Source organism: Mycobacteroides franklinii (assembly GCF_001853795.1).
Lineage (GTDB): Bacteria > Actinomycetota > Actinomycetes > Mycobacteriales > Mycobacteriaceae > Mycobacterium > Mycobacterium franklinii.
The window spans coordinates 85,554-98,277 of record NZ_MLIK01000004.1 but is presented as its reverse complement, the minus strand read 5'-3'; the positions used below and the strand labels follow the sequence as shown (position 1 = coordinate 98,277).

General features: G+C 65.7%; 13 protein-coding genes and 1 pseudogene. 9 read left to right on the top strand and 5 right to left on the bottom strand.

All coding sequences use genetic code 11. The annotated features are described in order from the left end of the window. The first annotated feature begins 6 nt into the window (after window positions 1-6). The 3 genes from glnA to BKG76_RS00975 are packed head-to-tail and all read left to right on the top strand — an operon-like array spanning window position 7 to window position 4,669. Window positions 7-1,347, top strand: coding sequence for a type I glutamate--ammonia ligase (glnA, locus tag BKG76_RS00985; RefSeq protein ID WP_070935168.1), 1,341 nt, complete (start codon window positions 7-9; stop codon window positions 1,345-1,347). Beyond that, window positions 1,344-4,322, top strand: coding sequence for a bifunctional [glutamine synthetase] adenylyltransferase/[glutamine synthetase]-adenylyl-L-tyrosine phosphorylase (locus BKG76_RS00980; RefSeq protein ID WP_070935166.1), 2,979 nt, complete (start codon window positions 1,344-1,346; stop codon window positions 4,320-4,322). The genes glnA and BKG76_RS00980 overlap by 4 nt, the downstream gene beginning before the upstream one ends. Window positions 4,323-4,333: 11 nt before the next feature. Beyond that, a complete protein-coding gene (locus BKG76_RS00975; protein ID WP_070935164.1) occupies window positions 4,334-4,669 on the top strand; it encodes a hemophore-related protein in 336 nt (111 codons plus the stop codon). 4 nt (window positions 4,670-4,673) lie between these two features. Here BKG76_RS00975 and BKG76_RS00970 read toward each other — a convergent pair whose 3' ends face one another. Next, window positions 4,674-5,042, bottom strand: a complete 369-nt coding sequence (locus BKG76_RS00970; protein WP_070935163.1) for a VOC family protein — start codon at window positions 5,040-5,042, stop codon at window positions 4,674-4,676. A 64-nt stretch (window positions 5,043-5,106) separates the two neighbouring features. Between BKG76_RS00970 and BKG76_RS00965 the strand changes: the two genes are divergently transcribed. The 4 genes from BKG76_RS00965 (at window position 5,107) to BKG76_RS00950 (ending at window position 8,307) form a co-directional block, all read left to right on the top strand. Further along, on the top strand, window positions 5,107-5,553 hold the full coding sequence (locus tag BKG76_RS00965; RefSeq protein ID WP_070936764.1) for a MarR family winged helix-turn-helix transcriptional regulator: 447 nt from the start codon (window positions 5,107-5,109) through the stop codon (window positions 5,551-5,553). 144 nt (window positions 5,554-5,697) lie between these two features. After that, window positions 5,698-6,261 carry a hemophore-related protein gene (locus BKG76_RS00960; protein WP_070935161.1) on the top strand — a complete coding sequence of 188 codons (564 nt, stop codon included), beginning with the start codon at window positions 5,698-5,700 and terminating at the stop codon, window positions 6,259-6,261. 67 nt (window positions 6,262-6,328) lie between these two features. After that, window positions 6,329-7,009: a response regulator transcription factor gene (locus BKG76_RS00955; protein WP_330220032.1), complete on the top strand. Its 681-nt coding sequence runs from the start codon at window positions 6,329-6,331 to the stop codon at window positions 7,007-7,009. Continuing rightward, the gene (locus tag BKG76_RS00950; RefSeq protein WP_070935157.1) at window positions 7,006-8,307 is read left to right on the top strand and encodes a sensor histidine kinase; all 1,302 of its coding nucleotides are present in this window, start codon (window positions 7,006-7,008) and stop codon (window positions 8,305-8,307) included. Before BKG76_RS00955 ends, BKG76_RS00950 begins: the two co-directional genes overlap by 4 nt. Here BKG76_RS00950 and BKG76_RS00945 read toward each other — a convergent pair. Further along, window positions 8,304-8,807 carry a nuclear transport factor 2 family protein gene (locus BKG76_RS00945; RefSeq protein ID WP_070936763.1) on the bottom strand — a complete coding sequence of 168 codons (504 nt, stop codon included), beginning with the start codon at window positions 8,805-8,807 and terminating at the stop codon, window positions 8,304-8,306. The two genes, BKG76_RS00950 and BKG76_RS00945, sit on opposite strands and share 4 nt — an antisense overlap. 41 nt (window positions 8,808-8,848) lie before the next feature. Here BKG76_RS00945 and BKG76_RS00940 point away from each other — a divergent pair, with 41 nt between their 5' ends. After that, entirely contained in the window at window positions 8,849-9,790 is a 942-nt protein-coding gene (locus BKG76_RS00940) for an endonuclease/exonuclease/phosphatase family protein (RefSeq protein WP_070936762.1), read from the top strand. Here the strand turns inward: BKG76_RS00940 and BKG76_RS00935 are convergent. The 3 genes and pseudogenes from BKG76_RS00935 to BKG76_RS24140 all read right to left on the bottom strand — a co-directional run. Continuing rightward, window positions 9,774-10,199, bottom strand: coding sequence for a DoxX family protein (locus tag BKG76_RS00935; RefSeq protein WP_070935155.1), 426 nt, complete (start codon window positions 10,197-10,199; stop codon window positions 9,774-9,776). The two genes, BKG76_RS00940 and BKG76_RS00935, sit on opposite strands and share 17 nt — an antisense overlap. A gap of 34 nt (window positions 10,200-10,233) precedes the next feature. Continuing rightward, window positions 10,234-10,644: a DoxX family protein gene (locus tag BKG76_RS00930; RefSeq protein WP_070935153.1), complete on the bottom strand. Its 411-nt coding sequence runs from the start codon at window positions 10,642-10,644 to the stop codon at window positions 10,234-10,236. Between the two features lie 38 nt (window positions 10,645-10,682). Beyond that, window positions 10,683-10,904 (bottom strand): annotated as a pseudogene (locus BKG76_RS24140) (glyoxalase III HchA); the annotation flags it as partial. Window positions 10,905-11,098: 194 nt separating this feature from the next. Between BKG76_RS24140 and mdlC the strand changes: the two are divergent. Further along, on the top strand, window positions 11,099-12,712 hold the full coding sequence (gene mdlC, locus BKG76_RS00925; protein WP_070936761.1) for a benzoylformate decarboxylase: 1,614 nt from the start codon (window positions 11,099-11,101) through the stop codon (window positions 12,710-12,712). Window positions 12,713-12,724 lie beyond the last annotated feature (12 nt).

The following is a 12,724-nucleotide window of genomic DNA, read 5'->3' as shown; positions in this document are numbered from 1 at the left end:
CTCCCCATGGATCGTCAGAAGGAATTCGTGCTGCGCACGCTGGAAGAACGAGATATCCGTTTCGTCCGGCTGTGGTTCACCGATGTACTTGGTTACCTCAAGAGTGTCTCCATCGCGCCCGCTGAGCTCGAGGGTGCTTTTGAGGAAGGCATCGGCTTCGACGGCTCGTCCATCGAAGGCTTCGCTCGTGTCTCCGAATCGGACACCGTCGCGCACCCCGACCCGTCGACGTTCCAGGTGCTGCCGTGGACTACCAGCGCCGGTAAGCACCACTCGGCTCGCATGTTCTGCGACATCAAGCTGCCCGACGGATCACCGTCCTGGTCGGACCCGCGGCACGTGCTGCGCCGCCAGCTCGCCAAGGCAAGCGATTTGGGCTTCTCCTGCTACGTGCACCCGGAGATCGAGTTCTTCCTGCTGAAGAACATGCCGGACGACGGGTCGGCGCCGATCCCGGCCGATGACGCCGGATACTTCGACCAGGCCGTGCACGAGGCGGCGCCGAACTTCCGCCGGCACGCCATCGATGCGCTCGAATCCATGGGTATCTCCGTGGAATTCAGCCACCATGAGGGCGCACCGGGTCAGCAGGAGATCGACCTGCGTTACGCCGACGCCCTGTCCATGGCGGACAACGTGATGACATTCCGCAATGTGGTCAAGGAAGTGGCGATCATCGACGGCGTGCACGCCACGTTCATGCCCAAGCCGTTCACTGATCACCCCGGTAGTGCGATGCACACCCATATGAGCTTGTTCGAGGGTGACACGAACGCCTTCCACAACCCCGATGACCCGCTGCAGCTGTCCGACATCGGTAAGTCGTTCATCGCGGGAATCCTGGAGCACGCCAACGAGATCAGCGCTGTCACCAACCAGTGGGTGAACTCCTACAAGCGGCTGGTGCACGGTGGCGAGGCGCCGACCGCTGCGTCGTGGGGAGCGGCCAACCGCTCGGCGCTGGTGCGCGTTCCGATGTACACGCCCAGCAAGTCGTCCTCACGCCGCATCGAGGTGCGCAGCCCCGACTCGGCCTGCAACCCGTACCTGACGTACGCGGTGCTGCTGGCCGCCGGTCTGCGCGGTGTCGAGCAGGGCTACACATTGGGACCCGAGGCCGAGGACGACGTCTGGGGCCTGACCCGGGCCGAGCGTCAGGCCATGGGCTACAAGGAGCTGCCCAGCACGCTGGAGAACGCGCTCATCGCCATGGAGCGTTCCGAGCTTGTTGCAGAAGCCTTGGGAGAGCACGTCTTCGACTTCTTCCTGCGTAACAAGCGGGCCGAGTGGGCGCGCTATCGCAGCAATGTGACCCCGTTCGAGCTGCGGGCCTACTTGGGTCTGTGACTCGATCTTCTGAGCGTTCGAAGGTTCCCGGCGTCGGGCGGCTGGGGCTTGTCGACGCACGGGCGGCATCACTGCTCGAAGAGCTGGGCTGGACCACCGAGGCGCATGTCCCGCTGCTGTGGTCGCTGTCGCGTTCTCCCGACGCCGACGCGGCGCTCCTCACCCTGATACGGCTGCGCGAGGAGATGGGCCCGCAGTGGGCCGTGCTGGATCAGGAACTCGGCACCGATACCGCCCTGCGGGGGCGGCTGCTGTCGGTGATCGGCTCCTCGCTGGCGCTCGGCGACCACTTGGTGGCGCACCCCGATCGTTGGCGGCTGCTGGTCGGGGAGATTGAACTCGAGACCAAAGCGGCTCTGCAAGAACGCTTTTTGAAGGCCGTCGGCGCCATTGACGGGCGCGCCTCGGTGCCGGAGGGCGCGGCGATCTCGGCATTGCGGGACGCCTACCGGGACCGGCTGTTGGTGCTGGCCGCGCTGGATCTGGCGGCCACCGTCGAAAACGAACCGGTATTACCGTTCCCAGTGGTGGGTTGTCACCTGTCGGATCTGGCGGATGCCGCGCTGACGGCGGCGCTGGCCGTGGCGGTGTCACTGGTGGTTCCCGACGGACAGGAACCACCCCGGCTCGCGATCATCGCGATGGGTAAATGTGGTGCGCGCGAACTCAATTACGTCAGCGATGTCGATGTCATCTTCGTGGGGGAGGAGGCGGACTCGCTGACCACCCGCCTGGCCGGTGAGACGATGCGCGTCGGCTCCAGCACCTTCTTCGAAGTGGACGCGGGATTGCGGCCCGAGGGTAAACGGGGAGCGTTGGTGCGCACCTTGGAATCTCACGTCGCCTACTACCGGCGGTGGGCCAAGACCTGGGAATTTCAGGCGCTACTCAAGGCGCGCCCCGCCGTCGGCGACGCGGACCTGGGCAAGGCGTACGTGGACGCGCTCATGCCGATGGTGTGGACCGCTTGTGAGCGTGAGGATTTCGTATCCGAGGTGCAGGCGATGCGTCGCCGGGTGGAATCGCTGGTGCCCGCGGACCTGCGCGAGCGTGAGATCAAACTGGGCACCGGCGGGCTGCGCGACGTCGAATTCGCGGTACAGCTGCTGCAGCTGGTACACGGCCGTGCCGATGAGTCGCTGCACGTCGCGTCGACGGTCGATGCGCTGACGGTGTTGTCCACCGGCGGCTATATCGGACGTGACGATGGCGCCAATCTCACGGCGTCCTATGAGTTCTTGCGGCTATTGGAGCACCGGCTGCAGCTGCAGCGGCTCAAACGCACCCATACCCTGCCCGCGCCGGAGGACACCGAGGCGATGCGCTGGCTGGCCCGGGCCGCGCATGTGCGTCCCGATGGGCAGAACGATGCCCTGGGGGTGCTGCGCACCGAGATCAAGCGGCAGGCGGTGCGGGTGTCTCGCCTGCACACCAAGCTGTTCTATCAACCGCTGCTGGAATCGGTCACCGAGTTCGACAAGGAAGCGCTGGGGCTGTCCAACGAGGCGGCGGTGCGTCAGCTCGCGGCCCTGGGATACCAGCAGCCGCAACATGCCCTCAGTCACCTCTCCGCGCTGACCAAGGAGGGTGGGCGCCGCGGGCGCATCCAATCCATCCTGCTGCCAACGCTTTTGGATTGGCTTGCGGACACTCCAGATCCGGATGCCGGGCTGTTGGCCTATCGCCGGGTGAGCGAGGCGCTGGTCGACCAGACCTGGTACCTGCGCACCCTGCGTGATGAGGGTGCGGTGGCCAAGCGCCTCATGCAGATTCTGGGGACGTCAGCCTATGTGCCGGACCTGATCATGCGTGCCCCCGAAGTGATCCAGTTGTACGCCGACGGCCCGATTGGATCCAAACTCCTTGAGGCCGAACCGGTGTCGGTGGCCGGGGCGCTCGTCGCGTCCTCGGCGCGTCACGCCGACCCTGAACGCGCGATCGCGGCGGCACGATCACTGCGACGACGGGAGCTGGCGCGGGTGGCCTCGGCCGATCTGCTGGGGCTGCTGGACGTCGTCGATGTCTGTGGCGCACTCACGTCGGTGTGGGTGGCGGTGCTGCAGGCGGCCCTGGACGCGGTGATCAAGGGGAGCACTCCGGAAGACGAGGAGGCTCCCGCGGCCATCGCCGTCATCGGCATGGGGCGCCTGGGCGGGGGAGAGCTCGGCTACGGATCCGATGCGGACGTGCTGTACGTGTGCGAGCCGCGCGGCGGCGCCACCGAAGCCGAAGCGGTCCGGTGGTCGGCGAGCATCGCCGAGAAGGTGGGCAAGCTGCTCGGCGCCCCGAGCACCGACCCGCCGCTGCAGGTCGACACTGGGCTGCGGCCCGAAGGGCGCAACGGGCCGATGGTGCGCACCCTGGGCGCCTACGAGACCTACTACGCGCAATGGGCGCAGCCGTGGGAGGTGCAGGCCCTGCTGCGGGCGCACAGCGTCGCCGGCGATGCCGATCTGGGACTTCGGTTCCTGCACATGATCGACAAGACGCGGTATCCCGCCGGCGGTATCGCCCAGGACGCGGTGCGCGAGATCCGCCGGATCAAGGCGCGGGTTGATGCCGAGCGGCTACCGCGCGGCGCGGACCCGAACACCAACACCAAACTGGGCCGCGGCGGACTGGCCGATGTCGAGTGGACTGTGCAGCTGCTGCAGCTGCGCTACGCGCACGAACATCAGTCCCTGCACAGCACCTCGACCCTGCAGACACTGCGGGCCGCGGCGGACGCCGGGCTCCTCGAGGCCGAGGATGCCGAGCTGCTGCGGCAGGCCTGGCTGACCGCGACCAACGCCCGTAATGCGCTGGTACTGGCGCGCGGCAAGCCCACCGACCAGCTGCCCGGCCCCGGACGGCTGCTCAACACGGTGGCCGCGGCCGCCGGTTGGCCGGACAACGACGGCGGCGAGTTCCTGGACAACTATCTGCGGGTGACCAGGCGCGCGAAAGCCGTCGTGCAGAGGGTGTTTGGGGAGTAGCTTTCTGCTTCATGCGGATAACGGTGCAGATCGTCGTGGGTCTCGGTGTTGTCGTCGGTGCGCTTGGCGTGGCGGTACCGGCTCAGGCGAAGCCGGGTGATTGCACCGTCTCCGAGGAGGCTCGGCTCGATGCGGTGGCGGCCACCAAGCGTGCCGACTACCTCGAGCGCCATCCCGACGTCAACGCCGGGATGAGCAATGCCCTCAAGAACACCCCCGGCGACGGCGCCGCCAAACATGAGGCGGTGCAGGCCTACTTCGATGCGAATCCGGCGGCGAGGGCCGATCTGGACGCGATCCGTCAGCCGGTGCAGGACTTCAAGAACCGGTGCTGGCCGGACGGTTAACCCGTCAAGCGCGGTCGTGGAGAGTCACCTGGTATCCGTCGGGGTCGGCGAAGGTGAATGTGCGGCCGAAGGGGCCGTCGATGGGCGCGGAGACGATGGTGTGACCGTCGGTGACCAGAGCATCGTGAATGGCCTGGACATCGGTGGCGTGTAACCAGATTGCCGCACCGATGCCCGGCTGAGCGACTGATGCCAGATCGGTGCCGGGAATGACGTCGCGCAGCGCGAACGCGATCGGTTTCGTCTCGAAGACCACGGCGTGCGGAGGTCCGGCCGGCGAGCGGACGAGGCCGAGGTACTGCTCGTAGAAGGCCTGCGAGGCGTCGAGGTCGCGCGCTTGCAGTGAGATGAAATCGGGGCCGGTGACGGGCATGATGATGGCCTTTCTGATGTATGTCAGTTTTCTGACATACATCAACTCATGTCAGAATACTGACATGAGTCAAGACGGTGTCGACCTGGAGACGTCACTGGGCTACCTCCTGAAGGAGGCATCGAGCACCCTGCGCGCGGCCATGGAGGAGGTGCTGCGGCCGCTCGGCATGAGCGTGACGCACTACTCATGCCTGGAGCTGTTGGCTCAACGCCCGGGTCTGTCGAACTCCGAGCTTGCGCGGGGCGCGTTCGTGACGCGCCAGACGATGAATGTGCTGCTGCAGAACCTGGAACGGGACGGCTACGTGACCCGGCCCGCGGAGGCTTCCGTCGGGAAAGTCCTTCCCGCCCGGCTCACGCCGCGCGGCCGGCGGAGCCTGGAGAAGGCGACCGTCGCGGTCCGGTCCGTCGAAGTCAGGATGCTGGCCGGTATGACCGATTCCGAACAGTCGGGCGCGTTCCGGATCCTGCAGAGCATGATTCGTTCCCTGCGCGACGGGGGTGTCTGACCTGGGTGAACTACCCGAATGTGATTTTGGCCCCGCTTCTCATGGTTTCTTAACGTTCAGGCCATGACCGTCCAACCAACTGTCGATAGCGTCCCGGATGGGCCGGCACGTCGTCGGCTGTAACGCTGAACAAGGAGTTACTCCATGAAGTTCACCTCTGCTGTCCTCAGCGGTGTTGTTGGCGCCGGCGCAGTGGCCAGCGCCCTGGCATTCGCGGGCGCTGCTGACGCAGCCCCGGGCAAGTGCACTGCCGCCGAGTTCGCCCGCACCCACTCGACCGTCTCCAGCCAGGTCGCGAGCTACCTGGACAAGAACCCCACGATCAACGACGGGATCACCAACGCTGCCAAGGGTGCGCCCGAGGGCCAGCGTCATGAGGCCATCAAGACCTACCTGGACGGTCAGCCCGCCGCCAAGGCCGAGCTGGACAAGATCCGTCAGCCGCTGACGAGCCTGAAGAACAGCTGCGGCGCAGACACCGATGACGCCGCCCCGGCCGCGCCGGCCGGTCTGGTGGGCCAGGCGCCCGCCGAGCAGCCCGCCACCGAGAACGCGCCGGCCGAGCAGCCGCAGCAGCAGCCGTGGAACCCCTTCGCGCCGCAGCAGCAGGCTCAGGAGAACACGGAAACCGCCAACACCCAGCAGGCCGCTCCGGCCAAGCCGGCTGCGCCGAACGTCACCGCGGTGGTTGATCAGCAGGACGTGTAACAACACACTCAGGCGAGCGGCATAGCCTTATGCAGCGATGACACAGGAAAATGCCGCCCGTCACAAGGTGTTGATGGTCGATGACGACCCGGACGTCCGGAACTCGGTAGCCCGCGGGCTACGCCACTCGGGTTTCGACGTCCGGGTCGCTGTCGATGGCCGCGATGCACTTACCCAGCTCGCGGCCGATGAGCCCGACGCCCTGGTGCTCGATGTGCAGATGCCCGAGCTGGACGGGGTGGCGGTGGTGACCGCGTTGCGGGCCCTGGGTAATGACATTCCGATCTGCGTGCTCAGCGCACGCGACACCGTCAACGATCGAATCGCCGGCCTGGAGGCCGGGGCCGACGACTATCTGACGAAACCCTTCGACCTGGGCGAGTTGGTGGCTCGTCTGCGCGCACTGCTGCGCCGCCGCGGCGCCGGCTCCGGCGGTCTCGCCACGTCCGCCATCACCGTCGGACAGATCACCGTGGACGTCTCGCGCAGACTGGTCTTTGTCCATGGAGAACGCGTCGAGCTGAGTAAGCGCGAGTTCGACCTCCTGGTGGTGCTGGCCGAGAACACCGGTGTGGTGCTGAGCCGCACCCGACTGCTGGAACTGGTGTGGGGGTACGACTTCGACGTCGAGACCAATGTGGCCGATGTCTTCGTGAGCTACCTGCGCCGCAAACTGGAGGCCGGGGGAGCCTCCCGGGTCATCCATACCGTCCGAGGTGTGGGATACGTGATGCGGGAAGAGCCGTGAAACGCTCACTGTCCCTGCGCACCCGCGTCGCGGTCGCGGCGTTCCTGGCCGCCGGTCTGATGGTTGCCCTGATGGGCATCGTCGCAGGTATTGCGTTGGTGCGCAACGACACCCGGCAACTCGATCGGCGCCTCGACATGCTGACCGATGCGGTACAGGCCACCACGCGTCATGGCGAAACCACCTTTGTGCTGACCGTGCGGGACAGCAAGAGCGGAGGGTTGGTGATCTTCCGGGGCGTCGAGCTGCCGCGGATGCCGCTGGGGACGGGGAATGTGACCGTCGGTGACGTGAACTACCGGGTGCGGACCATCGAGAATCCGGAAGAGCAGACCGTGATTTCGCTGGGTACGCGGTCGGACACCGTGTTGGTCAATCACCGCGGAATTCCGGTATTCATCGCCTTGGGTGTGCTGTCGATGCTGCTGGCCGGTGGCTTCGCCTGGCTGTTCGCCGGGCGTGCGATGCGGCCGTTGCACCAACTCACCGAACAGACCCGCCAACTCGACACCGATGGTCTGCAGGTGGCGGCGGTGCGCGGAGCCCGCGAATCCGAGGAGCTTGCCGAGGCCATGGCCGCCATGCTCGGCCGGGTCTCGGCGGCCCAGTCCGAAACCACCAAATCCCTTCTGGCTGCTCGCGATTTCGCCGCCAGTGCGGCCCACGAGCTGCGCACGCCGCTCACCGCGATGCGCGCCGACCTGGACACCCTGCGCGCACACGACCTGTCGAACGAGGAACGCGTCGAGGTGATCGGCGACCTGCAGCGCGCACAGCGGCGTGTCGAGGCCACCATCACCGCGCTTGGTCAGCTGGCCTCCGGCGACCTCGCCAGGACCGAGGATCGCGAACTGGTGGATATCGCCGACCTGCTGGACCGGGTGGCGGGGGATGCGCTGATGCACCGTGCCGACGCGCCGGAGATCACCGTCCACGCGGACGACGGTGGCGTGGTGCTGGGCTGGCCCGACGGACTGCGGCTGGCCGTGGACAACCTGGTACGCAACGCCATCAACCACGGCGACGCCAAACATATTGTGCTATCGGCAAATCGGCTGGATAACCGGTTGGTGATCGAGGTCGACGACGACGGTAACGGCCTACCCGAAGCCGACCGCGAGCGGGTGCTCGGGCGATTTGAACGTGGCCCCGGCGCCAAGCCCGGTGGGCTGGGTCTGGGGCTGGCACTCGTCGCGCAGCAGGCGGCGCTGCATGGGGGAGAGGTGGTGCTGTCGTCAAGCCCACTGGGCGGCCTGCGGGCGACTTTGACGATCGTGGCCGACAGACCCGCCGGTTAGTTCTTGCGCGACCCGTACTTGGCCAGCCACTCGCTGGCCTCCTCGGGCAAGTTGCCCGAGGCCTCGGCCGCCTTGCACCAGCGCCGCACCATCTTGACCATGTTGGCGGGGTTGTAGGCGTCCTCCTGCTGCGACCACAGCCCGTCCCCGGCGTAGTGCAGCACCGTCAGGTTCGGCTCGCCCCAATGCTGGCCGTCACCCGGATCGCTCATCACATTGTCGATTTCGCAGACCACCCAACCCTTTTCGGGGTCGAATACCGTCCAGGTGGCGGGCAGGCTCGGCATATGGTTGCCGGGGAACTCCGCCATCACCGCGGTGATGTACTGCCGAATGGCCTCTTTGCCCTGCAGACGACCCACCACGTGCTCGATGTAGAGCGCGTCCTCGGTGTACATCTCGGCGTAGGGGTTCCAATCGCCGGTCTCGATGCAGCGATGGACGGTGGCCTGGTGTTGCGCGAACGCTTCTTCGAGCTCGGCGCGACTGAATGATGGCATCAACATAAGGTACCGTCCCTGAGGTGCGAGGACGGACCGCCGTGGGGGCGCTGGGTTGGCTGCTGGCCATCATCGCCGTCGTGGCCATTGCCTCGCGTTGGGTGCGGTCCAGCTGGTCGCCCCTCATCGGGCTGAGCGCCGGTTTTCCGCCCACCTGCCTGCTGATGATCCTGGGGCTGTTGCTGTTCCTGGTGGTACGGCAATGGTGGGGTGTGCTCACCGCGGTAGTGGTGATCGCGTTACAGGCGCTGGCCATCGCACCGATGTATCTGCCCGACAGCGCCCCCGCCGGAACCACGGTCACCGTGCTGCAGACCAACCTGCGCATTGGCGCCGGTGATGCCGGGGCAGTGGTGGCCGCGATTCACGAACACGATGTGGGTGTGGTGACAGTTGACGAACTCACCCCCGAAGCGCGAACCAAACTCGTTGCCGCGGGTATTGATTCGGCCCTCCCGTATTCCTACACCATCGCCGAACCGCTGGCCGTCGGCACGGGAATCTGGAGTCGGTATCCGTTGACCCCGGTGCATCAGGACGACCAGGCTTTCGCCATGCGGCAGATCTGGGCGGAGGCCGAGATTCCCGGGGTGGGGTCCGTCATGCTCGTCGCGGTGCACACCCGCCCGCCCGAGAAGGACATGAGTTCACCGGACTGGCTCACCGAACTGGACACCACGGGACGACAACTGCAGGCGCTGCGCCCCGACGTGAAAGTGATTGTCGGCGGGGATTTCAACGCCACCTATGACCACTTCGCGTTCCGGCAGATTCTCACCGGCGGATTCGCGGACGCCGTGGACCAGGCGGGCGGCGGCTGGCTGCCCACCTGGCGCGAAGGACGCTGGTACACCAGGTTGATCGGGATCGATCACGTGCTGACGCGCGGTGCGACCGCGACGTCGGTGAGTACCGAGCAGATCTATGGCAGTGACCACCGGGCGCTTATCGCCACGGTGGTGGTGCCTAACTCTTCTTCTTGAGCGCCGCGTCGATCGACACGGATCCGCCACCGGTGAAGACCAGGAGGAAGAAGCCCCAGCAGAACAGGGCGGCCAGCTCGCCGTTGTTCTGAATCGGCAGCAGCCCGGTGGGTTGGTGCTGGGTGAAGTAGGCCACCGCCATGGTTCCCGAGGCCAGGAATGCGGCTATCCGGGTTCCGGCGCCGAACAGAATCGCGACACCGGTGAGGAATTCGATGGCGCCGGCCCACCAGCCCAGTGACCACGATTCGGAAACCGGCATCGGAGGCGTTAGTTCCGGCCAGCGGAACAGGATTGCGGTGCCGTGGACGGTGAACAGGAATCCGAAGACGATGCGGAACAGGGATAGGACAACGGGTGTGGCGCCGTCGAGCTTGGCCACTGAGCTGGACGTACTGGAGGAGACCATGGCCAGGATGCTAAACCAATTCTCGCGTAACGACTTAGCGCTTAGCGCGGGTAACGAACCGGTCCAGCGATAACGATCCGCCGCCGGTGAACACCAGCAGGAGGAAGATCCAGCTGTACAGCGCGGCGGCTTCGCCCTTGTTCTGGATGGGCAAGAGGCCCTCGGGTTGGTGAAACGCGAAGTACGCGACGGCCATCGCGCCGGAGGCCACGAAAGCGGCCAATCTGGTGCCGAGCCCCAGGATGATCGCCGCTCCGCCAACGAATTCGATGATGCCGGCCCACCAGGGCAGAGTGCCCACGGGTTGCAGGAACGAGGCCAACGGCCAGCCGAACAGGTGCGAGGTGCCGTGTAGGAAGAAGAGGAACCCGACCACGATCCGGAATGCCGACAGGGCAATCGGAGTCAGACCGGTGAGCTTGTTTTCGATATCGACGAGAGCCATGCGTCTAACAGTAGGACCATGGTCCGCTTTATTCCTGTCTACCCGTCGGAGACCACCTTGACCAGGGTCTCGGCGGCCAGCAGTCCCAGGTTGTTGGATGCCAGCGGGCTGTCGCCGGTGAGCAGCTTGCGATCGGCGTGTGTTTGCCCGCTGATCCCGGTATTGAGGATCGTGATGCCCTGTTTGCGTAGGTTCTCTCCCACCAACCACGGCATTTGCCCTGGAATGTAACCGATTTGGATATTCACGCCGGCGCAGAGCATTGCGTGCGGAGAGAGAAGAAATGCCACAGGCACCCCCAAGGCTCACTGTGGTGCGGGTACATCCACGGGCGTTGGACGTTGTACTCGACGATATCGACGGCGTCCGGATCGGGCGCGATAGTTGTATCCGGCGCCCAGTCTGGGGTGTTTCCTGTGTCGTGCACGGCGGTGAGGAAAGGATCGGCATGGTCATGTCAGATACGAGAACCGTCCACGAGGTGACCTACGACCTGCTCCGGGCGTTGGGGTTGACCACCGTGTTCGGCAATCCAGGTTCCACCGAACAGACGTTCCTGAAGAACTTCCCCGACGATTTCACCTACGTGCTGGGTCTGCAGGAGGCGTCGGTGGTGGCGATGGCCGACGGATTCGCCCAGAGCACCGGTAAGCCCGCCCTGGTCAATATCCACACCGCTGCCGGGACCGGCAATGCGATGGGCAGCCTGGTGGCGGCCTACAAGGGAAACACCCCTTTGATCGTGACGGCCGGGCAGCAGACTCGCGAAATGGTGCTGTGCGAACCGTATCTGAGCAACCCGGACGAAACGGTGTTTCCGCGGCCGTGGGTGAAATGGGCCTATGAGCCCAAGCGTGCCGAGGATGTACCGGCGGCGTTCATGCGCGCCTACACGGTGGCGCGACAGTCCCCGTCGGGGCCGGTGTATCTGTCGATCCCGCTTGATGATTGGGAGAAGCCGGCGTTGGGGCCGGTGGTCATTCGCACGGCAAGTCACCGTGTCGGCCCGGATGCTCGGCGACTGCGCGGATTCGCCGAACGCATCAACGCCGCGCAGCGGCCGGCGTTGGTGTTCGGGCCCGAGGTGGATCGCAGTGGGGCGTGGGATGTCGCAGTGGCTGTTGCCGAGAAGGCGGGCGCGCCCGTGTACGCGGGCGCGCTGCCGGATCGGGTGTCGTTCCCCGAGGACCATCGGCTGTATCAGGGACAGCTCCCGATGACAGTGGCCGGTGTGACCGAGACGCTGCGAGGCTACGACTTGGTTGTGGTGATCGGAGCGCAGGTCTTCCGCTACTACCCGTATGTGGCCGGCGAGTACCTCCCCGAGGGCACCGAGCTGTTGCAGATCACCTGCGATCCACATTTGGCGGCCACCGCGCCGGTCGGTGACAGTCTGATCGCGGATACGTTATTGGCCTTGGAGCAGTTGGTGGATCTGATCGAGGACCACAGCGACCGATCGGTGCCACCAGCACCGGCCGCCTCTGATGCCGTCGACCTGACCGGGTCGGCACCGTTGACTCCCGATGCGGTGTGGTCCACGTTGAGCTCCGTCAAACACGCTGATTGGCCGCTGGTCACCGAATCAACATCCACCTTGGCCCAACAGGTGCGGTTCCTGCCCACCACTCGGCCGGGGGCGTTCTATGCCACGCCCAGCGGCGGTATCGGCTGGGGAGTGCCCGCGGCGGTCGGCATCGCGCTGGGGGACCGCGCACGGGGCGTCAAGCGCACGGTGGTGGCCACCATCGGCGACGGATCATTCGAATACTCGGTGCAGGCCATCTACACCGCGGCTCAACATAGGCTGCCGATCGTTTTCATCGTGATGCGTAACGGTGAGTACTCGATTTTGAAGTCGTTCGCAGTGCTGGAACAGACACCAGGAGTGCCCGGTTTGGATCTGCCCGGTCTCGATATCGCTTCCATCGCTGAGGGTTTCGGGTGCCGTTCGGTCAATGTGGACACCACCGAGAAGCTCGCAGCCGAATTCACCGCTGCGCTGCAGGCCGACGGCCCCACCGTGATTGTGGTGCCTACCAGCCCGATATCCACGCACCTGGGTTAGCGGTCAGAGCGC

Bases quoted from the DNA above. Each gene is read 5' to 3' on its own strand.
- BKG76_RS00930 (WP_070935153.1), bottom strand. From the start codon at position 10,644: ATGGCTCTCGTCGATATCGAAAACAAGCTCACCGGTCTGACTCCGATT.
- glnA (WP_070935168.1), top strand. From the start codon at position 7: ATGGATCGTCAGAAGGAATTCGTGCTGCGCACGCTGGAAGAACGAGAT.
- BKG76_RS00965 (WP_070936764.1), top strand. From the start codon at position 5,107: ATGAGTCAAGACGGTGTCGACCTGGAGACGTCACTGGGCTACCTCCTG.
- BKG76_RS00975 (WP_070935164.1), top strand. From the start codon at position 4,334: ATGCGGATAACGGTGCAGATCGTCGTGGGTCTCGGTGTTGTCGTCGGT.
- BKG76_RS00960 (WP_070935161.1), top strand. From the start codon at position 5,698: ATGAAGTTCACCTCTGCTGTCCTCAGCGGTGTTGTTGGCGCCGGCGCA.
- mdlC (WP_070936761.1), top strand. From the start codon at position 11,099: ATGTCAGATACGAGAACCGTCCACGAGGTGACCTACGACCTGCTCCGG.
- BKG76_RS00970 (WP_070935163.1), bottom strand. From the start codon at position 5,042: ATGCCCGTCACCGGCCCCGATTTCATCTCACTGCAAGCGCGCGACCTC.
- BKG76_RS00945 (WP_070936763.1), bottom strand. From the start codon at position 8,807: ATGCCATCATTCAGTCGCGCCGAGCTCGAAGAAGCGTTCGCGCAACAC.
- BKG76_RS00935 (WP_070935155.1), bottom strand. From the start codon at position 10,199: ATGGTCTCCTCCAGTACGTCCAGCTCAGTGGCCAAGCTCGACGGCGCC.